The 20,928-nt window shown below is 73.7% G+C and carries 17 protein-coding genes; 11 read left to right on the top strand and 6 right to left on the bottom strand.

Translation table 11 applies throughout. The annotated features are described in order from the left end of the window. The first annotated feature begins 123 nt into the window (after nt 1-123). Together ABTY62_RS30340 and ABTY62_RS30335 are read left to right on the top strand one after the other, a co-directional pair. Nucleotides 124-2,205, top strand: a complete 2,082-nt coding sequence (locus ABTY62_RS30340) for a SpoIIE family protein phosphatase (RefSeq protein WP_352132616.1) — start codon at nt 124-126, stop codon at nt 2,203-2,205. Nucleotides 2,206-2,326: 121 nt separating this feature from the next. Next, nucleotides 2,327-3,451, top strand: a complete 1,125-nt coding sequence (locus ABTY62_RS30335) for an asparaginase (protein WP_352132615.1) — start codon at nt 2,327-2,329, stop codon at nt 3,449-3,451. Between the two features lie 55 nt (nt 3,452-3,506). Here the strand turns inward: ABTY62_RS30335 and ligD are convergent, their stop codons facing one another. Next, nucleotides 3,507-4,511, bottom strand: coding sequence for a non-homologous end-joining DNA ligase (ligD, locus tag ABTY62_RS30330; RefSeq protein ID WP_352132614.1), 1,005 nt, complete (start codon nt 4,509-4,511; stop codon nt 3,507-3,509). A 77-nt stretch (nt 4,512-4,588) separates the two neighbouring features. On the opposite strand from ligD, the gene ABTY62_RS30325 reads away from it, so the two are divergent. Beyond that, nucleotides 4,589-5,650 carry an ATP-dependent DNA ligase gene (locus tag ABTY62_RS30325; RefSeq protein WP_352132613.1) on the top strand — a complete coding sequence of 354 codons (1,062 nt, stop codon included), beginning with the start codon at nt 4,589-4,591 and terminating at the stop codon, nt 5,648-5,650. A 102-nt stretch (nt 5,651-5,752) separates the two neighbouring features. On the opposite strand, the gene ABTY62_RS30320 is transcribed toward ABTY62_RS30325, so the two are convergent. Together ABTY62_RS30320 and ABTY62_RS30315 are read right to left on the bottom strand one after the other, a co-directional pair. Continuing rightward, nucleotides 5,753-6,457 carry a dienelactone hydrolase family protein gene (locus ABTY62_RS30320; protein WP_311730623.1) on the bottom strand — a complete coding sequence of 235 codons (705 nt, stop codon included), beginning with the start codon at nt 6,455-6,457 and terminating at the stop codon, nt 5,753-5,755. 22 nt (nt 6,458-6,479) lie between these two features. Continuing rightward, complete coding sequence (locus tag ABTY62_RS30315; protein ID WP_311730625.1) at nt 6,480-7,265, bottom strand: SigB/SigF/SigG family RNA polymerase sigma factor; 786 nt, start codon at nt 7,263-7,265, stop codon at nt 6,480-6,482. A 262-nt stretch (nt 7,266-7,527) separates the two neighbouring features. On the opposite strand from ABTY62_RS30315, the gene ABTY62_RS30310 reads away from it, so the two are divergent. The 3 genes from ABTY62_RS30310 (at nt 7,528) to ABTY62_RS30300 (ending at nt 12,219) form a co-directional block, all read left to right on the top strand. Beyond that, nucleotides 7,528-8,136 carry an HhH-GPD-type base excision DNA repair protein gene (locus ABTY62_RS30310; protein WP_352132612.1) on the top strand — a complete coding sequence of 203 codons (609 nt, stop codon included), beginning with the start codon at nt 7,528-7,530 and terminating at the stop codon, nt 8,134-8,136. A 695-nt stretch (nt 8,137-8,831) separates the two neighbouring features. Further along, entirely contained in the window at nt 8,832-10,430 is a 1,599-nt protein-coding gene (locus ABTY62_RS30305) for an ABC transporter ATP-binding protein (protein ID WP_352132611.1), read from the top strand. A 31-nt stretch (nt 10,431-10,461) separates the two neighbouring features. Next, on the top strand, nt 10,462-12,219 hold the full coding sequence (locus ABTY62_RS30300; RefSeq protein WP_352132610.1) for an ABC transporter ATP-binding protein: 1,758 nt from the start codon (nt 10,462-10,464) through the stop codon (nt 12,217-12,219). 68 nt (nt 12,220-12,287) lie between these two features. Here the strand turns inward: ABTY62_RS30300 and ABTY62_RS30295 are convergent, their stop codons facing one another. The 3 genes from ABTY62_RS30295 to ABTY62_RS30285 are packed head-to-tail and all read right to left on the bottom strand — an operon-like array spanning nt 12,288 to nt 15,374. Then, the gene (locus tag ABTY62_RS30295) at nt 12,288-13,067 is read right to left on the bottom strand and encodes a DeoR/GlpR family DNA-binding transcription regulator (protein WP_352132609.1); all 780 of its coding nucleotides are present in this window, start codon (nt 13,065-13,067) and stop codon (nt 12,288-12,290) included. Between the two features lie 34 nt (nt 13,068-13,101). Further along, entirely contained in the window at nt 13,102-14,136 is a 1,035-nt protein-coding gene (gene pdxA, locus ABTY62_RS30290; RefSeq protein WP_352132608.1) for a 4-hydroxythreonine-4-phosphate dehydrogenase PdxA, read from the bottom strand. After that, nucleotides 14,133-15,374: a four-carbon acid sugar kinase family protein gene (locus tag ABTY62_RS30285; RefSeq protein WP_352132607.1), complete on the bottom strand. Its 1,242-nt coding sequence runs from the start codon at nt 15,372-15,374 to the stop codon at nt 14,133-14,135. Before ABTY62_RS30285 ends, pdxA begins: the two co-directional genes overlap by 4 nt. 250 nt (nt 15,375-15,624) lie before the next feature. Here ABTY62_RS30285 and ABTY62_RS30280 point away from each other — a divergent pair, with 250 nt between their 5' ends. The 5 genes from ABTY62_RS30280 to ABTY62_RS30260 are packed head-to-tail and all read left to right on the top strand — an operon-like array spanning nt 15,625 to nt 20,806. Then, on the top strand, nt 15,625-17,214 hold the full coding sequence (locus ABTY62_RS30280) for an ABC transporter substrate-binding protein (RefSeq protein ID WP_352132606.1): 1,590 nt from the start codon (nt 15,625-15,627) through the stop codon (nt 17,212-17,214). Nucleotides 17,215-17,217: 3 nt separating this feature from the next. Beyond that, the gene (locus ABTY62_RS30275; RefSeq protein WP_352132605.1) at nt 17,218-18,147 is read left to right on the top strand and encodes an ABC transporter permease; all 930 of its coding nucleotides are present in this window, start codon (nt 17,218-17,220) and stop codon (nt 18,145-18,147) included. A gap of 3 nt (nt 18,148-18,150) precedes the next feature. Next, nucleotides 18,151-19,080: an ABC transporter permease gene (locus ABTY62_RS30270; RefSeq protein WP_352132604.1), complete on the top strand. Its 930-nt coding sequence runs from the start codon at nt 18,151-18,153 to the stop codon at nt 19,078-19,080. Further along, nucleotides 19,077-19,937, top strand: coding sequence for an ABC transporter ATP-binding protein (locus ABTY62_RS30265; RefSeq protein WP_352132603.1), 861 nt, complete (start codon nt 19,077-19,079; stop codon nt 19,935-19,937). The genes ABTY62_RS30270 and ABTY62_RS30265 overlap by 4 nt, the downstream gene beginning before the upstream one ends. Next, entirely contained in the window at nt 19,934-20,806 is an 873-nt protein-coding gene (locus ABTY62_RS30260) for an ATP-binding cassette domain-containing protein (protein ID WP_352132602.1), read from the top strand. Before ABTY62_RS30265 ends, ABTY62_RS30260 begins: the two co-directional genes overlap by 4 nt. Nucleotides 20,807-20,928: the final 122 nt, after the last annotated feature.

Raw genomic sequence — 20,928 nt, 5'->3', positions numbered from 1 at the left:
GGTGTGCGGGCCCGCGCCCGGAGAGGTATGACAGAAGAAGGGCACTCCGGAGGCCCGCCCGGCCGACCGTTGGTGCCACGTCGGCCCGCCCCTGCGTACGGGCAGCGGGAATGAGGTGCCGGGATGACTGCGCAAGACCGCCCGCGAGGGGACGGCGAGGCGGCCCTGGCCGACCTGGCCGCCGCCCCGGGAGGTCTCCTCGATCTGCTGCGGGTCGCCGCGGTGGTGCTGGACAGCGACGGCCGCATCGCCCTGTGGAGCCCGGAGGCCGAGCAGCTGCTGGGCTACCGCGCCGCCGAGGCCCTGGGGCGCAACGCCGCCCGGCTGCTGGTCGACCGCGAGAACCGGCAGTCAGCGGCGGAGCTGTTCGCCCAGGTGCGCGCGGGCAAGATGTGGGCGGGGGTCTTCCCGGTCCGCCACAAGGACGGCGGCGCCCTGCGGGTGGAGTTCCGCACCATGGGCCTGCGGGACTCCCGCGGCGACGCCTACGCCCTGGGGCTCGCCGCCGACGAGGGCACCGTACGGCAGCTGGAGACCGACCTGGCCGTCTCCGGCTTCCTGGTCGAGCAGTCGCCCGTGGGCCTCGCCGTGTTCGACACCGACCTGCGGTGGGCCCTGGCCAACCCGGCCCTGCGGAAGATGAACGGCCTGTCGCAGGAGCGGGTGCGCGGCCGGCGCCTCGCGGAGGTGCTGCCCCACATGGACACCCGGGCCATCGAGGGCGCGATGCTGCATGTCATGGAGACCGGGCGGCCGCTGCTCGACCAGCAGACCGTCGGCCGCACCCCGGCCGACCCGGACCACGACCACGCCTGGTCGGAGTCGTACTACCGGCTGGAGGACCCCAGCGGGCGCGTCCTGGGCGTCGCGATCTCGGTGATCGATGTGTCCAGACGCCACCGGGCGACCAGCGAGATCTCCGAGGCCCGCGAGCGGCTGGGCCTCATCGCCGAGGCCGGGGTGCGCATCGGCACCACCTTGGACCTGCGGCAGACCGCCCAGGAGCTGGCCGATGTGACCGTGCCCCGGCTGGCCGACCTCGCCGCCGTGGATGTGCTGGACGCCGTGGTGCGCCGCGAGCCCATGGCCCGGGTGGGCGCGGACGGCTCGGCCCGCTTCCGGGCGCTGGCCGTGGCGGCGGGCTACCCCACCGACGCCGTGCACGCCGCGGACCCGGTCGGCGAGATCGCCCGGTACGACCCGAGCCGCATGATCACCCGCTGTGTCCACGAGGCCCAGCCGATCTTCGTGCCCCAGGTGACCGACGAGGACCTGCGCCGCATCGCGCGGGACGAGGCGGCCACCGCCGTGCTGCGCAAGGAGGGCGTCCACTCCTATCTCGCGGCCCCGCTGATCGCCCGCGGCAGCGTGCTCGGCACCCTCAGCCTGCACCGCACGATCAACGACCGCCCCTTCGACGAGCAGGACCTCACCCTCGCCTGCGAACTGGCCACCCGCGCCGCGCTGTGCATCGACAACGCCCGGCTGTACGCCCGGGAGCGCGACGCCGCGCTCACCCTCCAGCGCAGCCTGCTGTCCCAGCAGCCGCGCGACCTGGACGGCCTGGAGATCGCCTCGCGCTATCTGCCCGCGGTCAGCGCGGCCGGCGGCGACTGGTTCGACGTGCTGTCGCTCAAGGACGGCAAGGTGGCCCTGGTGGTCGGGGACGTGATGGGCAAGGGCATCCACGCCGCCGCGATCATGGGCCAACTGCGCACCGCCACCCGGGCCTTCGCCCAGCTCGACCTGGCCCCCGCCGAACTGCTGCGCCACCTCGACGACATCACCACCACCCTGGGCGACTCCATCGCCACCTGTCTGTACGCGGTCTGCGACCCGCGCAGCGGCCGGTGCCGGATGTCCACCGCCGGCCATCTGCCACCGGTGCTGGTGCCCCCGGGAGGACAGGCCGAACTCCTCGAGATGCCCAGCGGCGCACCGCTGGGCGTGGGCGGCGTGCCCTTCGCCCCGGCCGAGTGCGAACTGTCGCCTGGCACCGTGCTTGCCCTGTTCACCGACGGTCTGGTCGAGAAGCGCCACCAGTCCATCGACGTGGGTCTGCACACCCTGCTGGAGCTGCTGAGCCGTCAACAGGGCCCGCTGGAGCGCACCTGCGACCAGGTGCTGGCCGCCCTGCACGGGGCGCCCGACGACGATGTGGCGCTGCTCCTGGCCCGGCTTCGCGCCCCGGCCCCCGGAGGGTAGGAACTCCTGGCGCGGACGGCAATCGCCAGTTCACGATCACCGAACGCCCGGGAAACATGTATGCGGAAAGTTTCCGTCCGCCTGGTTCACATCGCCCCCGGCCGAGGAGACCATCCCACCGATGCGCAAGCTCACCCGCCGCTCCACCGTGCTGCTCACCCTCATATCCCTCGCCCTCGGCACGACCGCCTCGGTCGCCGGAGCGGAGCCCGACAAGAAGCCCCTGCCGAAGGTGGCCGTCATCGGCACCGGCGGCACCATCTCCGGCGTCAGCAAGAGCCGGGTGTCCTTCCAGGACTACCAGTCCGGGAAGCTGCCGGTGTCCGAGCTGGTCGACGACCTCAAGCCGGAGGTGGACACGGTCGCCGACGTCTCCACCGAGCAGTTCGGCAACAAGGGCTCCAGCGGCTACTCGATCGCCGACTACCGCAGACTCACGGCCGCGGTCGACAAGGCGCTGAAGACGAACGACGGGGTCGTGGTCACCACCGGCACCGACACCATGGAGGAGTTCGCGTACTGGCTCGACCTGACCGTCCGCAGCGACAAGCCGGTCGTCCTCACCGGCTCGATGCGCCCCTGGACGGTGATCGGCACCGACGCGCCCGCCAACCTGTACAACGCCATCCACCTGGCCGCCAGCTCCAAGACCACCTGCTACGGCACCGTCCTGATGCTCAACGACCAGATCCAGGCCGCCCGTGAGGTCCGCAAGACGGACGCGCTGCGGATGGACACGTTCACCAGCGGCGCCAGCGGCGAACTCGGCGTCGTCGACCAGGACACCATCCGGCTCAACCGCGCGCCCGCGCGCGTCCAGCAGTGCGGCAGGAAGTCCTGGCAGACCCCCTTCGACCTGGACAGGATCGCCGAGAAGGGGCTGCCCAAGGTCGAGATCGCCTACAGCTACCAGGACGCCGGCGGCGAGGCGGTCAAGGCCTTCGCCGACGCCGGGGCGGACGGGGTGGTGACCGCGGGCACCGGCGCGGGCGGCATCTCCCCGCAGATGTCCGCGGCGCGCAAGGACGCCATCAAGAACGGCGTGCTCTTCGCCGCCACCACCCGCACCGGCTCCGGCGCCGTCTACGACACGAACACCGACGGCGTCATCGGCGCCGCGGACCTCACCCCGCAGAAGGCCCGGCTGCTGCTCCTGCTGTCGCTCGCCGCGACGCACGACCAGAACCGGATCCGCGGCTGGTTCGCCACCCTGGGCACCGCCGAGTTCACCTCCCCCAAGAGCTGATTCCGAAGCGGTGAGGGGTGTGGCCGTCCGGCCACACCCCTCACTTCTCGGCGCGTCACTTCTTGGCGCGGCTCGGCTGCACCCGCTTCGGCTCGCCCTTCACCTTCGGATGCTCGGGCGGATACGGCAGATCGCCCAGGCCGTGCTCCCGCTCGTCCCGCTCCGCCAGCTCCAGCGCGGCCTCCAGCCGACAGGGCTGCCCGTCCATGTCGGCGTGCACATCGCCCAGTTCCCGGAACCGCACCGGCATGGTGGCCAGGTCGAAGTCCTCCGGCCGGGCGTCCGGCACCTCCTCCCAGAGCAGCGGCGCCGAGACCGGTGCATCCGCCCGGGGGCGTACGGAATAGGCGCTGGCGATGGTCCGGTCGCGGGCCGTCTGGTTGTAGTCCACGAACACCTTCTCGCCGCGCTCCTCCTTCCACCACGCCGTGGTGATCCGCCGTGGCGCGCGCCGCTCCAGCTCGCGGGCGATGGCGATCGCGGCCCGGCGCACCTGGGTGAACGTCCACACCGGCTCGATGGGCACGAACACATGCAGCCCGCGGCCGCCGGACGTCTTCGGCCACCCCCGCAGCCCCAGCCCCTCCAGCACCGGCCGCAGCTCCCCGGCCGCCCACACCGCGTCCTCGTAACCGGTGCCCGGCTGCGGGTCCAGATCGATCCGCAGCTCGTCGGGGTGGTCGGTGTCCTGACGCCGCACCGGCCACGGGTGGAAGGTCAGACACCCCAGATTCGCCGCCCACACCACGGCCCCGGCCTCGGTGGGGCAGATCTCGTCCGCGTGGCGCCCGCTGGGGAAGGAGATCCGCCCGGTCGGAATCCACTCGGGCAGGTTCTTCGGCGCCCGCTTCTGGAAGAACGACTCGCCCTCTACGCCGTCCGGGTAGCGCTCCAGCATCGTCGGCCGGTCCCGCAGCGCCCGCAGGATGCCGTCGCCCACGGCCAGGTAGTAGCGGGCGACGTCCAGCTTGGTGAAGCCCCGCCGCGGAAAATAGACCTTGCCGGGGTTGGTCAGCCGTACCGTGCGCTCGCCGACCGTGAGCTCCGCCGTCTCTCCCATGGACTCCACGCTAGGCCCGCGCGCCCCCGACCACCTCCCGGCGGGCGCGCGGCCCGCGAGGGACAGACAATCGGGGCATGGACCTTCCGGTCATGCCGCCCGTGGAGCCGATGCTGGCCAAGTCCGCGGCCGCCATCCCGCCGGGCATGCGGTACGAGGCGAAATGGGACGGCTTCCGGGCCATCGTGTTCCGCGACGGGGACGAGGTCGAGCTGGCCAGCCGCTCGGGCAAGCCGCTGACCCGCTACTTTCCGGAACTGGTCGACGCCCTGCGCGCGAATCTGCCGCCGCGCTGCGTCCTCGACGGCGAGATCGTGATCGCCCGTGGCGGCCGCCTGGACTTCGACGCGCTCCTGGAGCGCATCCACCCCGCCGAGTCGCGGGTGCGCCACCTCGCCGAGGTGACCCCGGCGAGCTTCGTCGCCTTCGACCTGCTGGCGCTCGGCGACGAGTCCCTGATGGACACCCCCCTGCGGCAGCGGCGGGACGCGCTGACCGAGGCGCTGAGCGCCGCCGCCGACCCGGTCCACACCGCGCCCTGGACCGATGACATCGAGGTCGCGGAGCGGTGGTTCCAGCAGTTCGAGGGGGCGGGCCTGGACGGCGTCATCGCCAAGCGCCCCGACCTCGGCTACCGGCCGGGGGAGCGGGTCATGGTCAAGGTCAAGCACGAGCGGACCGCGGACTGTGTGGTGGCGGGGATGCGCCCGCACAAGTCCGGCCCGGTCGTCGGCTCGCTGCTGCTGGGCCTGTACGACGCCTCGGGCCGGCTCCAGCACGTCGGCGTGTGCGGCGCCTTCTCCATGCGGCGGCGCGAGGAGCTCATGGCCGAGCTGGAGCCGCTGCGGATGGACTCCCTGGGCGGGCACCCCTGGGCCGACTGGGCCGGCGAGGAGGCGCAGACGCGCGGCCGGATGCCCGGCGCGCCCAGCCGCTGGACCGGTGTCAAGGACCTGTCGTGGGTGCCGCTGCGGCCGGAGCGGGTGTGCGAGGTGGCGTACGACCACATGCAGGGCGACCGCTTCCGCCACACGGCCCGCTTCCGCCGCTGGCGGCCCGACCGCGAGCCGCACGGCTGCACCTACAGCCAGCTGGAGGAGCCGGTGCGCTACGACCTCGGCGAGGTGCTGGGCGGCTGACGCACACTCAGCGCCCCTCGGCGCCCCTCCGTGCCCCCCGAGCGCCCCGGCAGTGCTCCCCCGTGCGACCCGGGGGCGTAAAGCGCATGCGCTCGGGGGCGCTCAGGGCCGCCGGGGGGACCGCCGGGAGCCGCCCGGGCCTCCGGCGGGGGCGGCGGTCATGTCCAGGAACCAGTCGCGGGCCGCCGCGGCCGCCTGGTCCAGCGTCCCGGGCTCCTCGAACAGGTGCGTCGCGCCGGGCACCACATGCAGGGAGTGCGGCGCCGCGAGCATGGCCGCCGCCTGCTCGTTGAGCCGCAGCACCTCACGGTCCTCGCCGCCCACCACCAGCAGCACCGGGGCGCGGACCCGGGAGAGCGCGCCGCCCGCCAGATCGGGCCGGCCGCCCCGGGACACCACGGCCCGCACCCGCTCCGGCCGCTCCGCCGCGGCCACCAGCGCCGCCGCCGCGCCCGTGCTGGCGCCGAACAGCCCGACTGGCAGCGCGGCCGTCTTCGGGTGCCCGCCGAGCCAGTCCACCGCCGCCACCAGGCGCCGGCCCAGCAGGGGGATGTCGAAGCGGTGCTCGGCGGTGATCGCGTCCACCCGCTCCTCGTCCAGGGTCAGCAGGTCGAACAGCAGCGTCCCCAGGCCGGCCCGCTGAAGCACCTCGGCCACCGCGCGATTGCGCGGGCTGTGCCGGGAGCTGCCGCTGCCGTGGGCGAAGGCCACCATGCCGCCGGACCCCTCGGGCACCACCAGGTCGCCCACGAGCATCGCGCCGTCCGCGGCGATGCGGGCCGTCTCGTCCTCGGGCTCCGGGGCCATCGGCCACCTCCTCCTGCGCGGCTCAGGCATGGGCCAGCAGGCCCTGCCTCAATTCGCTGTACAGCCGGGAGAGCCTGCGGGAGATGTGCATCTGCGAGAAGCCGAGGATCTCGCCGATCTGGCTCTGCGAGAGGCCGACGAAGAACCGCAGATACAGGACGTAACGGTCCTGCTCGGAGAGGTGGGTGATCAGCGCCCGGAGCGCCTCCCGGTTGACGACGCGCTCGATCGCCGCGTCGTCCGCGCCCACCGTCTCGGCGAGCAGCCGCTCCTCGGCACCCTGGACGGCGGCGTTGAGGGAGAGCGGGGTGCACGAGGCGCTGGCCTCCAGGCCCGCTTTCACATCTTCCTTGGGCATGCCGGTGCGGGTGGATATCTCGGTGATGGTGGGGGTGCGGCCGCCGAGTTCCTGTTCCAGCGCGTCGCGCGCCGAGCGGGTGCGGGAGCGGACCTCCTGGATATTGCGGGGGACGTGCAGCGTCCACAGATAGTCGCGGAAGTGCCGCTTGAGTTCGCCGGTGATGACGGGGATCGCATACGAGGGAAATGCGTGACCGAGGTCGGGGTCGTAGCGGTCGACCGCCTTCACCAGGGCGAGCGAGGCGACCTGGGTGAGGTCTTCCATATTCTCGCCCTTATTGCGGAAACGCAGCGCCAGGCGTTTTGCCACGGGCAGCCAGGCGCAGATGATCGCCTCTCGCAGGGCGTCGCGCTCCGGTCCCGGCCGCAATCGGGAAAGGCGAGCGAAGTCACCGTCGGTATCGGGAGTGTCGTCATGGCGCCGGTGGCGAGTCGCGGTTGCTGACATGGTCACTCGTCTCCGTGGTCCGATGTCACATCCAGCCCGCGGCACATTAGGTAGGTTCGCTGATGTCCCGCTTGCTCGGCCTCCCCCGGCTGTCGCCGGGAGATACCCCCTTTGTGGTTGATCGAATTCACGGTCGCCACCAGATTCGCACGGTCCCGAATGCCTCGCAATTCGGCCGAATTGACCCCCGTGCCTCCCCCGTGCGGGGGAACCCGGCCGGGGGAGGCTGGTTCGGCCCGGCCGCGAGGGGTATCCGGGCGGGATGGACGTCACCCTTCGCCTCGCCCAGCAGCCCGAGGCCGACGCACTGCTCGGGCGCAGCCCGCTGGCCGCGCTGACCGGCATGCTGCTCGACCAGCAGGTGCCCATGGAGTGGGCCTTCTCCGGCCCGTACACCATCGCGCGGCGCATGGGCGGTGACGACCTGGACGCGCACGAGATCGCCGCCTGCGACCCGGAGCGGTTCGCGGAGGTGCTGTCGGCCAAGCCCGCGGTGCACCGGTATCCGGGGTCCATGGCCAGGCGGGTGCAGCAGCTGTGCCAGTACCTGGTCGAGCACTACGACGGTGACGCGGCCGCGCTGTGGCGGGACGTCGCCACCGGCGAGGAGCTGCTCGGCCGGCTGAACGCGCTGCCCGGCTTCGGCAAGCAGAAGTCGCAGATCTTCCTGGCGCTGCTCGGCAAGCAGCTCGGCGTGCGGCCGAAGGGCTGGCGCGAGGCGGCGGGCCCCTACGGCGAGGAGGGCTCGTACCGCTCGGTCGCGGACATCACCGGACCCGAGTCGCTGGACAAGGTCCGCGCCTTCAAGCAGCAGACCAAGCAGGCCGCGAAGGCGGCCAAGGCCGCCACCCCGAAGCGGCCCAAGCCGTAGCGCGGATCTTGACGCCTGCGGCGGGCTCGTCCCCCGCCCCGCCCCTTCCCGAAACTGGGGCTCCGCCCCACACCCGCTGCCATGCGGCGGAGCCCCGCGCGGCGGAACCGCAAATCGGCAGGGGCTCGACACTGCGGGAAGGGAAGGGGCGGGAAAAGATTCGCCGGACACCCCCTAGCCGCAGGCCTGCCGGGTCAGTGGTCCCGGGGCGGGTGAGGGGTCGGGGACCGGGTCGGGGCCGGGTGGGTGCGGCACCGGGTCCGGCGCCGGGCCGGGCGGCGGACCGGGCGTGGGGCCCGGGGGCGGCGGGCTCGGCGGCGGGCTGGGTACGGGGTCGGGCGGCGGCCCGGGCGCCGGCCCCGGCTCGGGGCCCGGTCCCTGCCCGCCGGGGCCGGGCGACGGCGGCGCGGGGGCGCGGTCGTCGGGGAAGAGGCGCCGGGGATCGGCCTGCCGTGTCACGGTGACCTCCAGAATTCATTGCGACGGCCACTCATCCATCGCGCCGCGAGTGCCCCGCCCGCCCCCGGCCATGCCTGCCGGAAAATCCATCGTCGGGCGGGGTACGGCATCACTAGCATCGGCGTGCCATGCGACGCTTCCCTGATCCGGAACCCGGAATCCCAGACCATCGGTCACCTATATCCTATCTGTTATGGCTCGCCCGTGATCTCCGCAATTCAATTCTCCTCGGCGTTTTGTGGGGAATTCTCTGTGTGCTGGCCCAGGCGTTCGTACCGGCCGCGATCGGGGCCGCCATCGACGACGGGATCGTCGACCGGGACCGCCGGGCGCTGCTGCTGTGGGGCGGCGCCGTGCTGGTGCTCGGCGTGGTCCAGGCCGTCACGGGGATCCTGCGGGACCGCGCCACCCTCACCACCCGGCTCGGCGCCTCGTACCGCACCATGCAGCTCATCACCCGCCAGACCGCCGGGCTCGGCGCCACCCTGCCCAAGCGCATGGCCAAGGGGGAGATCGTCAACGCCGGAGTGGCGGACATCGACCGGATCGGCGAGGCGCTGGCCGGCACCGCCCGCGGCAGCGGTGCGGTCGTGGCCATCGCCGCCATCGCCGCGATCATGCTGGACGCCTCCTGGCGGCTCGGCGCCGTGGTGCTGGCCGGCGTGCCGCTCATGGTCTGGGCGGTCGCGCTGCTGATCCGCCCGCTGCACCGGCGCCAGAAGCGGCTGCGCGAGCACCAGGCCGAACTGACCGGCCGGGCCGTCGACATCGTCAGCGGTCTGCGCGTGCTGCGCGGCATCGGCGGCGAGGAGGTCTTCGCCGACCGCTATCGCGCCGACTCCCAGCGGCTGCGCGGCGCTGGGGTGGCGCTGGCCCGGGTCGACGCCCTGTTCGGCGCCGTCAAGGTGCTGCTCCCGGGCCTGCTGACCTGCGCCGTGGTCTGGCTGGGCGCCCGTTCCGTGGAGTCCGGCCGGATCGGCGCCGGGCAGTTCGTCGCGTTCTACGGCTACGCCGTCTTCCTCGTCGACCCGCTGCGCCGGCTCACCGACGCCGTCGGGCAGATCACCCGGGGCCATGTCGCCGCCCGCGGCGTCACCCGCTTTCTCGCGCTCGCGCCCGAACTCGCCTCCGGCACCGCTGAGCCCCGGTCTCGCACCGGCCCCCTGGCCGACCCCGACTCGGGGCTGACCGTGGCACCGGGCCGGTTCACGGCCGTGGCCTGCGCCTCCCCGGCCGACGCCGCCACCCTCGCCGACCGGCTCGGCCGCTACACCGACTCCGCCGTCACCTGGCAGGACACTCCGCTCGCGGATATGCCCCTCGCGGAGGTGCGGCGGCGCATCCTCGTCGCCACCAACGACGACGTGCTCTTCGCCGGCCCGCTGAGTGCCGAACTGGACCCCGCCGGTCCCCGTCCGGGCTCCCGCGAACTGCTGGAGAGAGCGCTGGACACCGCCTCGGCGCGCGACATCGTCGAGGCCCTGCCGGACGGGCCGGACACCGTGATCGCCGCGTCCGGACGCGACCTCTCCGGCGGCCAGCAGCAGCGGCTGCGCCTGGTACGGGCGCTCATGGCCGACCCGGAGGTGCTGGTCCTGGTCGAGCCCACCAGCGCGGTCGACGCCCACACCGAGGCCCGCGTCGCCCGCGGGCTCGGCGCCCATCGCGCGGGCCGCACCACCGTCGTGTTCACCACCAGCCCGATCCTGCTCGACCGGGCGGAGCACGTCGTCTACGTGGAGAACGCCAAGGCCGTCGCCCACGGCACGCACGGCGAACTGCTCGGCGACCCCCGCTACCGGGCCGTGGTCGCCCGCGAGGAGGAAACGATATGAGCGCGCCAGGACCGAGCGGGAACGGGGCGGCATGAGCGCCGCCCTGCCCGTCGCCTCCGCGAAGGAGGTCCGCGCCCACGCCCGGCGGCTGGCCCGGCGTCACCCGCGCCGGCTGGCCGCCGCCTTGGCGCTGCACGGCCTGGCCGCCGGCTGCGGCCTGGTCGGCCCCTGGCTGCTCGGCGGCCTGGTCGAGGACGCCGCGCACGGCACCGCCGACATTCCCCGCACCGCGCTGCTGATCTGCGCGTTCATCGTCGCCCAGGCGGCGCTGACCCATGCCGCCGGGTATGCCTCGGCCAGGCTGGGCGAGAAGGTCCTGGCCGAGCTGCGCGAGCGGTTCGTCGACGATGTGCTGACGCTGCCGCTCGCCACCGTCGAGCGGGCGGGCTCGGGCGATCTGGTCACCCGGACCACGCGCGATGTGGACGTGCTCGCGCGCGTGGTGCGCGGCGCCGTCCCGGCCGCGCTCACCGCGCTGGTCACGATCCTCGTCACCCTCGGGGCGATGGTCGTGGTCGGCCCGCTGCTCGCGTTCCCCTGCCTGATCGCCGTCCCCGTGCTGTGGGTCGCCTCCCGGTGGTTCTTCAGCCGCTCCCGCGACGCGTTCCTGGCCCAGAACGCCTCCTACTCACAGCTCACCGAGGGCCTCACCGAGACCGTCGAGGGGGCCCGTACGGTCGAGGCGCTGCGCGTCGCCGGGCGCCGCACCGCCCGCACGGACCAGGACATCGCCGGGTCCTACGCCGCCGAGCGCCGCACGCTGCGGCTGCTCACCGTCTATCTGCCGATCAGCGACACCGCGTATGTCCTGCCGGTGGCCGCCACCCTGGTCGTCGGCGGGCTCTTCGCCGTCGAGGGCCTGGTCTCGCTGGCGTCGGTCACCGCGGCCACGCTCTACGTCCAGCAGCTGCTCGGACCGGTCGACATGCTGCTGTACTCGCTGGGCGATCTCCAGACCGGCGCCGCCTCGCTGGCCCGGCTGCTGGGGGTCGGCCGCGGGTCCGGCGGGAGCGGGTCCGGCGGGAGCGGGCCGGGCCCCGCGGCCCGCCCGGATCCCAAGCGCTCGCGAGATCTCGAGGTGAGCGCGGTGAGTTACGCCTACCGGGACGGCCGGGACGTGCTGCGCGACATCGACCTCAGGATCGAGCGCGGGGAGCGGCTGGCCGTCGTCGGCCCGTCGGGCGCGGGCAAGTCCACCCTCGGCCGGCTGCTCGCCGGGATCCACCGGCCGCGCACCGGCGCGGTCACCGTCGGGGGAGTGCCGCTGACCGACCTCTCACCGGCCGAACTGCGCGGCGAGGTCGCCCTGGTCACCCAGGAGACCTATGTCTTCCGCGGCACGGTGCGCGACAACCTGCTCTTCGCCCGGCCCCACGCGGACGACGCCGAGCTGGAGCGGGCGCTGCGGGCGGTCGGCGCCTGGGAGTGGGCCGCGCGCACGGGGCTCGACACCCGGGTGGGGTCGGGCGGCGCGGCGCTGCCGCCCGACCGGGCGCAGCAACTCTCCCTGGCCCGGCTGATCCTGGCCGATCCGCACACCCTGGTCCTGGACGAGGCCACCTCGCTGCTCGATCCGCGCGCCGCCCGGGACACGGAGCGGTCGCTCGCGGCGGTCCTCGAAGGGCGCACCGTCGTCGCGATCGCCCACCGGCTGCACACCGCGCACGACGCCGACCGGGTGGCGGTGATGGAGGACGGGCGGATCACCGAACTCGGGCCGCACGAGGAGCTGGTGCGGCGCGGCGGCGCGTACGCCGCGCTCTGGGCCTCCTGGCACGGCCGCACCTGACCCCGCGAGCCCGCCAGGCGGACGTACCCCGGCGCGCGCGCCCGGTGGGGCCGCGCGCGCCGAGCGCCTTACGCCGCCGTGTCGACGAGCACGACCTCGATGCCCGCCGCCCGCAGCGCCCGCACCTCGTCCTCGTCGGCCGCGCCGTCCGTCACCAGCGTCCACCCGGGCGGCAGTTGGACCCAGGTGTGGAAGGGACGGCGGCCTATCTTCGACGAGTGGGCCAGCACATAGACGGCGTCGGCCCGGCGGGCCATCAGCTCCTTGAGGCGGGTCTGGCGCAGATCGGCCTCGCACAGGCCGTGGCGGGCCGTCACCCCGTCGGCGCCCAGGAAGACCCGGTCGAAGGTCATCCGCTCCAGCGCGGCCTCGGTGAGCGGTCCGACGAAGCTCTGGCTCAGCGGGCGGAGCGTGCCGCCGAGGCACTCCACCCGCACGCCGTCCACGTCGGAGAGCTCCTGGAGCGCGGTGAGCCCGGTCGTCGCCACCGTCAGATCCCCGGCCGTGCGCAGCTCATGGGCCAGGGCGCCGACGGTGGAGCCCGCGTCGAGCAGGACCGTCTCGCCCGTACGGATCTGCCCCGCGGCCCACCGGGCGATGGCCCGCTTGGCCTCGAAGGCCTCGCCGGTGCGCTGGCGCAGCGATGCCTCGGGGTGTGCCACCAGGGCCATCGCGCCGCCGTAGGTGCGCGCCAGCCGGCCGGCGGCGGTCAGCTGGGCGAGGTCGCGGCGGATGGTGGAGGCGGTGACCCCGAAGGCGCGGGACAGCTCCTCCACGCTCGCCAGCCCCGTGGTGGTGGCGAGGTGGACGATCTGGTCGCGGCGGCCCCGCGCTCCCTGGGCAGGCATCGTCACTCGTGGCTCGTCTCTTCTGGTGTTCGGGTCACCGGGCGGGGACCGAGGACATCTCGGCCGCCTGCCGCAGGGCCTCGATCATGCTACCGGCGTCCGCCTTGCCGGTACCGGCGATGTCGAAGGCGGTGCCGTGGTCGACGGAGGTGCGGATGACGGGCAGTCCGACGGTCAGGTTGACCCCGGCCTCCAGGCCGAGCACCTTGACCGGGCCGTGGCCCTGGTCGTGGTACATCGCCACGATCAGGTCGTAGTCGCCCCGGCCGGCCAGGAAGAAGGCGGTGTCGGCGGGGAGCGGGCCGCGGGCGTCGATGCCGTCCGCGCGCACCACCTCCAGCGCGGGGACGATCTTCTCCTCCTCCTCGCCGTAGCCGAACAGCCCGTTCTCGCCGGCGTGCGGGTTGATGCCGCACACCCCGATCACCGGGTTCGGGGTGCCGGCCCGGACCATCGCCTCGTGGCCGCGGCGCACGGTGCGCTCGACGAGGCCGGGCTCGATCCGGTTGACCGCGTCGATCAGGCCTATGTGCGTGGTGACGTGGATGACCTTCACGGTCGGGGTGGCCAGCATCATCGACACCTCCTCGACGCCGGTGAGATGGGCGAGGAGTTCGGTGTGCCCGGGGAAGATGTGGCCGCCCGCGTGCAGGGCCTCCTTGTTCAGGGGGGCGGTGCAGATGCCCTGGACCGCGCCGCTCATGGCGAGTTCGGCGGCCGCCCGTACGTACTGGTAGGCGGCGTCCCCGGCCACCGGGGACAGTTGGCCCCAGGGCAGGTCGGCGGGGAGCAGGTCCAGGTCGATCACATTGATCCGCCCCGGGGTGAACTCGGCCTCCTGGGGCGTGTCGACGGGGACGATCCGGCAGTCGACGCCCCGTAGCCGGGCGGCCTGGCGCAGCCGCTCCGCGTCCCCGATGACCACCGGGCGGCAGCGCCCCAGCGTGTCCTGGTCGAGCAGGGCCGGGACGACCACCTCCGGTCCGATGCCCGCGCCGTCGCCCATGGTGACCGCGATGAGGGGCAGCGGGGCATCGGCGGGGGAGGCGGGGTTGGGGGATGGGTTCATGGACGGACCTTCCGTTGAGTCGGGTGGGGGCGCAGCGCGTGGACGATCTGCCGCAGTGAGTCGGCGTCGCCGAAGCTGCCCGGGCGGGTCACGACGGATCGCCCGTCGGGGGTACGGAGATGTACGGCGCCGTGGTGCACCTGGCCGACGGGGTGGAGCTCGGTGACGCCGAGCGCGTCCAGCACCCGCCGGGCGGTCTCCCCGCCGGTGAGGACGAGGTCGACGGACCCGTCGTGGCGGGCGACGGCTGCGGCGACGGCGCGGGCGAGGCCGTGCACCAGCCGCCGGGGTGAGACCGGGGCCCGCGTGGAGGCGGGGGTGAGGACGGTGACCCCGTCGGCGCTGAGCGGGGGCGGTGCGATCGGCGCGATGGGCGCGACCTGGCCGTCCGCGCACAGGGTCTCGACGGGCAGCCGCAGGACGGCGGCGCCGTCGGCGGCCAGCCGCCGGATCTGTTCGGCGGCCGAGGGCTCGGCGGTGCCGACCACGACCAGCAGCGGGCGTGGGACGGCTGGGGGCGGCGCGTCGTCCTGGGGCGGCTCGCCGCCCGACAGGTGGCGGCCGAGGGCGGCGGCCAGGCCGCCGGAGCCGACCAGGCGGGTGCCAGGACCGTCGGCCAGCGCGGCCTCGACGATCGCGTCCAGGTCGGCGTCGGTCTCGGCGTCGCAGACGGCCACCCGCCCCTCGGCGAGGGCGGTCCGCAGCGCGGTCAGCAGGGTGCGCCGGGAGTCCCGTACGGCCGACAGCGGCACCAGCGCGGTGCGGGCCGGGCCGAGCGCGGCGGCCACGGAGGGCGGCGGGGGCACCGGCTCGGCGCGCCAGGCGTCGCTGTGGTGCAGCGGGGTGGTGCCCAGATGGACGACGCCCGCGCGCACCGCGCGCCCGGCGGCGGGCAGCGCGGGGGCGACGACCACGCCCGCCCCGCCCGCGGCGAGGGCGGCCACCTCGGCGGCGACATTCCCCCGCAGCAGCGAGTCGATCTTCTTCAGGACCAGGGGGTCGCCCGGGGGCGGCAGGGCCAGCGCGGCGCGGACCGCCTCGGCCGCCTCGGCGGCGGGCAGATGGCGCGAGTCGAGGTCGAGCACGGTGGCCTCGCCCGGGTGGCGGGGGGCGGCGGAGTCCCCAACAAGCACCACCCGACTGCGCGTTGTGCGCGATTCAAGCCCGGCGGCCGTCTCGGCCGCGCCGGACAGGTCGTCCGCGACGGCGAGCAGCCGGCGACTGGGCGTCGGTGACACCGGTACCTCCTCGAACGACCATGAACAGCAATGACCATGAACAGCGCGGAATGGCAGGGCAGCGGCAGATGGCGGCACACGCCGCCCCGGCGGTCTCGATGATGACACACCCTGCGCGAAGTGTGCGAGGGGTATTGCGTGAAACGCGCATCCATGCCACGGTGACCGCCGCGACACTGTGACCCGTCCGGCGGCGATCCGGACGGATCGAGCGAGCCGGTCGCTCGCCTGAAATGCCGAGAGGTCAACGATGACCCGTAACCCATCCGGTTTCCCAACCGGTCTGACCGCCGCCAGCCGGCGGACCGTGCTGCGTCTGGGCGCGGGTGCCACCGCAGGCCTCGCGCTCGGTCCCCTGGCCGGGTGCGCCGGTCCCACCGGGGCCCCCGGCCCCGGCACCGTCATCCTGGGGCTGAACCGCTCCCTGGTCAGCCTCGACAACAAGCTCAACCAGTTCGACGCGGCGGTCACGGTGCAGCGCGCCGTCCGCCAGGCCCTCACCCGGATCGGGCAGGGCATGAAGACCGAGCTGGTCCTCGCCGATCGCTTCGAGATGACCGAGCCCACCCGCTGGACGGTGCGGCTGCGGTCCGGCGTGCGCTACTCCGACGGCGCCCCGGTCACGGTCAAGGACGTGGCCACCGCCCTGAAGATGTACGCGGGCGTCAACGGTTCCTTCCTGATCGGCCTGTTCCCCGAGCTGCCCGTCGTCGAGCCGGTGGACGAGCGCACGTTCTATCTGCGCACCAAACATCCGGTGCCGATCCTCGACCAGCTGATGGCCAACATCCTGATCAGCCCGGCCGCCAAAAACCGCCCCGAGGAGCTGTCCGGCGGGGTGGGCTCCGGCCCGTACGTCGTCACCTCGGCGAACTCCGGCACCGGCGAGTACTCCCTGGCCGCCAACCGCAACTACTGGGGAGCGCGCCCCCGCACCGAGAAGGTGCGGGTCCGCTTCGTCCCGGAGGAGTCCAGCCGCGTGGTCGCCCTGCGCAGCGGCGAGCTGGACGTGATCGACACCATCACGCCCGACTCCGCCGAGCAGCTGCGCGGCCTGCCCGGCGTGCGCCTGGAGCGCACCTCGGGCACCCGGGTCAACCAGCTGTTCTTCAACTTCCGCAAGCCCAAGGGGCACCCGCTGGCGGACCCCCGGGTGCGCGAGGCGCTCAGCTACGCCATCGACGGCGAGTCCCTGGTGCGCGATGTGCTCACCGGCTCCGCCCAGCAGGCCGAGGGCGTGGTCCCGCTCGCCCTCAGGGGCGCGGTGCGCACCGGGTCCTATGTCTACGACCCCGGCAAGGCCCGCAAACGGCTGACCGCGCTGGGCGCCGGCGACCTCAAGGTGAAGATCATCTGGGAGTCGGGCGAGTTCCCCGCCGACACCTCCGTGATGGAGGCCGTGCTGGAGATGCTGCGCGCCGTCGGCGTCCGCGCCTCCCTCCAGCAGTTCCAGCCGGGCGGCGACATCCTCCAGTGGCGGCAGGGCCGCCGCGGCGACTGGGACGTCCTCGGCAACGGCTACTCCGTCCCCACCGGCTACGCCAGCACCAGCCTCCAGGGTATGTACGGAGGCACCCCCGAAAAAGAGAAGACCCGGGACACCTACCAGGGCTATGTCTTCCCCGAGATCGCGACCCGCCTGGCCGACGCCTCCCGCGAGAGCGACGAGGACGTCCGCAACAAGAAGCTCGCCGCTGTTCAGAAGGCGATCTGGGACACCCGGCCCTGCCTGTGGGCCTTCATCCCCAATGTGGTGCTGGCCCGCCGGACCCGCGTCCAGGACGTGCGGCTCCTCCAGGTCAACTCCTACGACCTCGCCGCCGTGCGCCTGGAGGGCTGAGCCGTGATCCGCTATCTCCTGCGCCGCCTCGGCCAGAGTGTCCTGACCATCTTCCTGACCCTCTCCACCGTCTTCGTGCTGGTGCGCATGGCACCCGGCGACCCCGCCACGGCCCTGGCCGGGCCCAACCCGACCAGCGAGGACCTGGCGCGGATCCGCGAACAGTTCGGACTGAACGACAGCCTGCTCACCCAGTACGGGGTGTTCCTGCGCGATCTGTTCACCGGCGACCTCGGCACCAGCTACTCCTTCCACGCCCCCGCCTTCGACGTGGTGCTCGACCGGGTGCCGTACACCATCACCCTCTCCGCCGCCGCCATCGCGCTCACCACGCTCGTCGCCGTACCGCTCGGCGTATGGATGGCCCGCCGCGCCGACACCAAGCGCGAGCTGGGCGCCAACGTCCTCACCATCGCCGGGCAGTCCATGCCGGACTTCTGGATCGGCGTGATGCTGCTGACCGTGTTCGCGGTGCTGGTCCCGGTGCTCCCCGCCTCCGGGTTCACCACCTGGGGCGGACTGATCCTGCCGACCGTCACCGTGGCCATCCTCCAGATGGCGCTCATCTCCCGGCTGGTCCGCCGCGAGATGGTGGCGGCCCTGACCTCCCCGTATGTCACCGTCGCCCGCTCCCGCGGCGTCTCCGAACGCGCTCTGACCTGGCGTTACGCCCTCGGCAACTCCGCCATCCCGGTGCTGACCGCGCTCGGCACCCGGTTCGCCGCGATGCTCAACGGCGTCGTGGTGGTCGAGGTGGTCTTCGGCTGGCCCGGCGTCGGCTCCCTGGTCGTCCGTGCCCTGGAGACCCGCGACTACCCCCTCATCCAGGCCACCGTCCTGGTCACCGCCGCCCTGGCGGTCCTCGTCCAACTCCTCATCGACCTGGCCTACCCGCTGCTCGACCCGCGGGTACGCCTGGGAAAGGCGGCCTGAGACATGAAAGGCGCCCTCGAACCCCCGGCCCCGGCCGAGACGGCCGCAGCGGCCCGCCCGAGCGCGGTCACCGCGAAGGACGTGGCCCGCGCCACCGCCACCCGGCGCCACCGCAGCGCGAGCCTGAAACTTATGGCCGGCGCCGTGTGCACTCTGCTGGTGGTGGTCCCCGTGGCCCTCGCCCAGCTGCTGCCACTGGCCGGAGCCGATGACCAGGACCTCTCCGCGCGACGGCTGCCGCCGCTGACCGACGGCCATCTCTTCGGCACCGACCAGCTCGGCCGCGATGTGCTCTCCCGCGTGCTGCACGGCGGCCAGGTGTCGCTGTCCATCGGTGTGCTGGCGGTCGTCGTCTCCGGACTCATCGGCATCGTCGCCGGCGCGGCCGCCGGATACTTCGGCCGCTGGATCGACACGGTCGTCTCCCGGCTGCTGGAGGCGCAGATGTCGCTCCCGCTGCTGATGATGCTGCTGCTGGTCGTCGCCCTCTTCGGCCCCTCCGTCACCGTCATCACCTGCGTGATCGCGGTCGCCCAGTGGCCCGAGGTGGCCCGGCTCACCCGGTCACTGGTCCTGGTCGAGCGGGAGAAGCCGTACGTGGCCGCGGCCCGGGTACTCGGACTGCGTCAGGCCGCCATCCTGGCCCGCCACATCATCCCCAACATCGTCCGCCAGGCCTCCCTGGTCGTCCTCCTGCTGCTCGCCCAGGCGGTGCTGCTGGAGAGCGCGCTCAGCTACCTCGGCGCCGGACCCCAGCGGCCGTTCGCCACCTGGGGGCGGATCATCTCCGACGGCCAGGACTACATCACCACCTCCTGGTGGCTGGTGACCCTGCCCGGCCTCGTCATCGTGCTCCTGGTGGTCGGGGTCAACCTGCTGGGCGACGGTCTGCGCGACCGCACCCGCCGACGCGCCACGGAGGCCTCCTCATGAGCCGGACCAGCGAGAAGGCCCCGCTGCTTGAGGTCGAGGACCTCCAGATCGAGCTGATCACCGACCGCGGCGTGGTCCGCGCCGTCGACGGCGTCGGCTTCACCATCGCCCCGGGCGAGACGGTCACGCTCATCGGCGAGTCCGGCTCCGGCAAGTCGACCACCGCCATGGGCCTGCTGCGCCTGCTGCCCGAGGGGCTGGCCGTGCTGTCCGGCACCGCCCGCGTGCTCGGCTGCGACATCATCGCCGACCCCAAGGCGATCCGGCGGATCCGCGGCCGGGGCGTGTCCCTCATCCCGCAGGACCCGATGACCGCGCTCAGTCCCGTGCACACCATCGGCCACCAGCTGGGCGAGGCCCTGCGGCTGCGCCACCCCGAACTGTCCAAGGCCGAGGCGCGCAACCGAGGCATCGAACTCCTCGGCCGGGTGCGGATCCCGCACCCCGAGACCCGCTGGGGCGCCTACCCGCACCAGTTCTCCGGCGGCATGCTCCAGCGCGTCCTCATCGCCATCGCCCTGGCCGCCGAGCCCGAGCTGCTGGTCGCCGACGAGCCGACCTCGGCCCTGGACGTCACGGTCCAGGCCGGCGTCCTGGACCTGATGATGGAGTTGCAGGAGCGCACCGGCATCGGCATCCTGATGATCACCCACGACCTGGGTGTGGCCCGGCTGGTGTCCGACCGCATCCACGTCATGCGCGACGGCCGCTTCGTCGAGTCCGGCCCCGTCGAGCGGATCGTCGACCACCCCGCCGAGCCGTACACCCGCGGCCTGCTCGCCGCCGTCCCCACCCTGGGCCCCTGGGACGAGGACGCTCCCCAGGACCCCGCCGCCGCACACCGGGAGGCGCTGTGACCACACCCCTGCTGGCCGTCGAGAACCTCGTCGTCGAATACCCCGTCCACGGCGGGAACTTCCGCGCCGTGGACGGCGTCGGCTTCACCGTCGGGCGCGGCGGGTCGCTCGCCATCGTCGGCGAGTCCGGCTGCGGCAAGTCCACCATCGCCCGCTCCCTCGTCCGGCTGCTGCGCCCCACCGAGGGCCGCATCCTGCTCGACGGCACCGACATCGCCACCCTGCCGGAGCGGCGGCTGCGCCCGCTGCGCCGCCGGGTGCAGATGGTCTTCCAGGACCCGTACGGCTCCCTGGACCCGCATCTGAGCGCCGAGGAGATCGTGGCCGAGCCGCTGCGGCTGGCAGGCGTCGCCTCCAAGGCCGAGCGGGCCCGCCGGGCGGCGGAGCTGATCGACCAGGTCGGGCTGCCCTCCAGCGCACTCCACCGGCGCCCCGGCGAGTTCTCCGGCGGGCAGCGGCAGCGCATCGGCATCGCCCGCGCCCTGGCCAGCGACCCCGAGCTGCTGGTCTGCGACGAGGCCACCTCCGCGCTGGACGTCTCCGTCCAGGCGCAGGTGCTCCGGCTGCTGCGCGATCTCCAGGCCGAGCGGCAGCTGGCCTACATCGTGATCTCCCACAACCTCGGAGTGGTCCGCGAGATCAGCTCCGAGGTCATGGTGATGCGCGGTGGACGGGTCGTGGAGTCCGGCTCCACGGAGACGGTCCTCGCCGCCCCCGCCGAGCCGTACACCAGGGCGCTGCGCCGCGCCGCCCTCGACCCGACGACGATGCGGGGGCGCAAGCCGCGCGCCCTGGTCTCCGCGATCGTCGCGGCGGCCGCCGCGGCACCGGCCCCGGCGATGTCCACGGACCCCGCCACCCCGTCCTGACCCACCAGCCCACCACCCCACCGGCCCCGGGGGGCCCCCCCCCCCCCCCGGCCGGCCCCCCCCCGCCCCCCCCCCCCCAGACACACCCCACCCCACCCCCCCCCCCACAGCCCGCGGAGGGG

This window comes from Streptomyces sp. NPDC097640, from assembly GCF_040302705.1.
Lineage (GTDB): Bacteria > Actinomycetota > Actinomycetes > Streptomycetales > Streptomycetaceae > Streptomyces.
The sequence above is the reverse complement of the archived record's forward strand: the minus strand, read 5'-3'. Positions and strand labels throughout refer to the sequence as shown.

Bases quoted from the DNA above. Each gene is read 5' to 3' on its own strand.
- ABTY62_RS30340 (WP_352132616.1), top strand. From the start codon at position 124: ATGACTGCGCAAGACCGCCCGCGAGGGGACGGCGAGGCGGCCCTGGCC.
- ABTY62_RS30335 (WP_352132615.1), top strand. From the start codon at position 2,327: ATGCGCAAGCTCACCCGCCGCTCCACCGTGCTGCTCACCCTCATATCC.
- ligD (WP_352132614.1), bottom strand. From the start codon at position 4,511: ATGGGAGAGACGGCGGAGCTCACGGTCGGCGAGCGCACGGTACGGCTG.
- ABTY62_RS30325 (WP_352132613.1), top strand. From the start codon at position 4,589: ATGGACCTTCCGGTCATGCCGCCCGTGGAGCCGATGCTGGCCAAGTCC.
- ABTY62_RS30320 (WP_311730623.1), bottom strand. From the start codon at position 6,457: ATGGCCCCGGAGCCCGAGGACGAGACGGCCCGCATCGCCGCGGACGGC.
- ABTY62_RS30315 (WP_311730625.1), bottom strand. From the start codon at position 7,265: ATGTCAGCAACCGCGACTCGCCACCGGCGCCATGACGACACTCCCGAT.
- ABTY62_RS30310 (WP_352132612.1), top strand. From the start codon at position 7,528: ATGGACGTCACCCTTCGCCTCGCCCAGCAGCCCGAGGCCGACGCACTG.
- ABTY62_RS30300 (WP_352132610.1), top strand. From the start codon at position 10,462: ATGAGCGCCGCCCTGCCCGTCGCCTCCGCGAAGGAGGTCCGCGCCCAC.
- ABTY62_RS30295 (WP_352132609.1), bottom strand. From the start codon at position 13,067: ATGCCTGCCCAGGGAGCGCGGGGCCGCCGCGACCAGATCGTCCACCTC.
- pdxA (WP_352132608.1), bottom strand. From the start codon at position 14,136: ATGAACCCATCCCCCAACCCCGCCTCCCCCGCCGATGCCCCGCTGCCC.
- ABTY62_RS30280 (WP_352132606.1), top strand. From the start codon at position 15,625: ATGACCCGTAACCCATCCGGTTTCCCAACCGGTCTGACCGCCGCCAGC.
- ABTY62_RS30270 (WP_352132604.1), top strand. From the start codon at position 18,151: ATGAAAGGCGCCCTCGAACCCCCGGCCCCGGCCGAGACGGCCGCAGCG.
- ABTY62_RS30265 (WP_352132603.1), top strand. From the start codon at position 19,077: ATGAGCCGGACCAGCGAGAAGGCCCCGCTGCTTGAGGTCGAGGACCTC.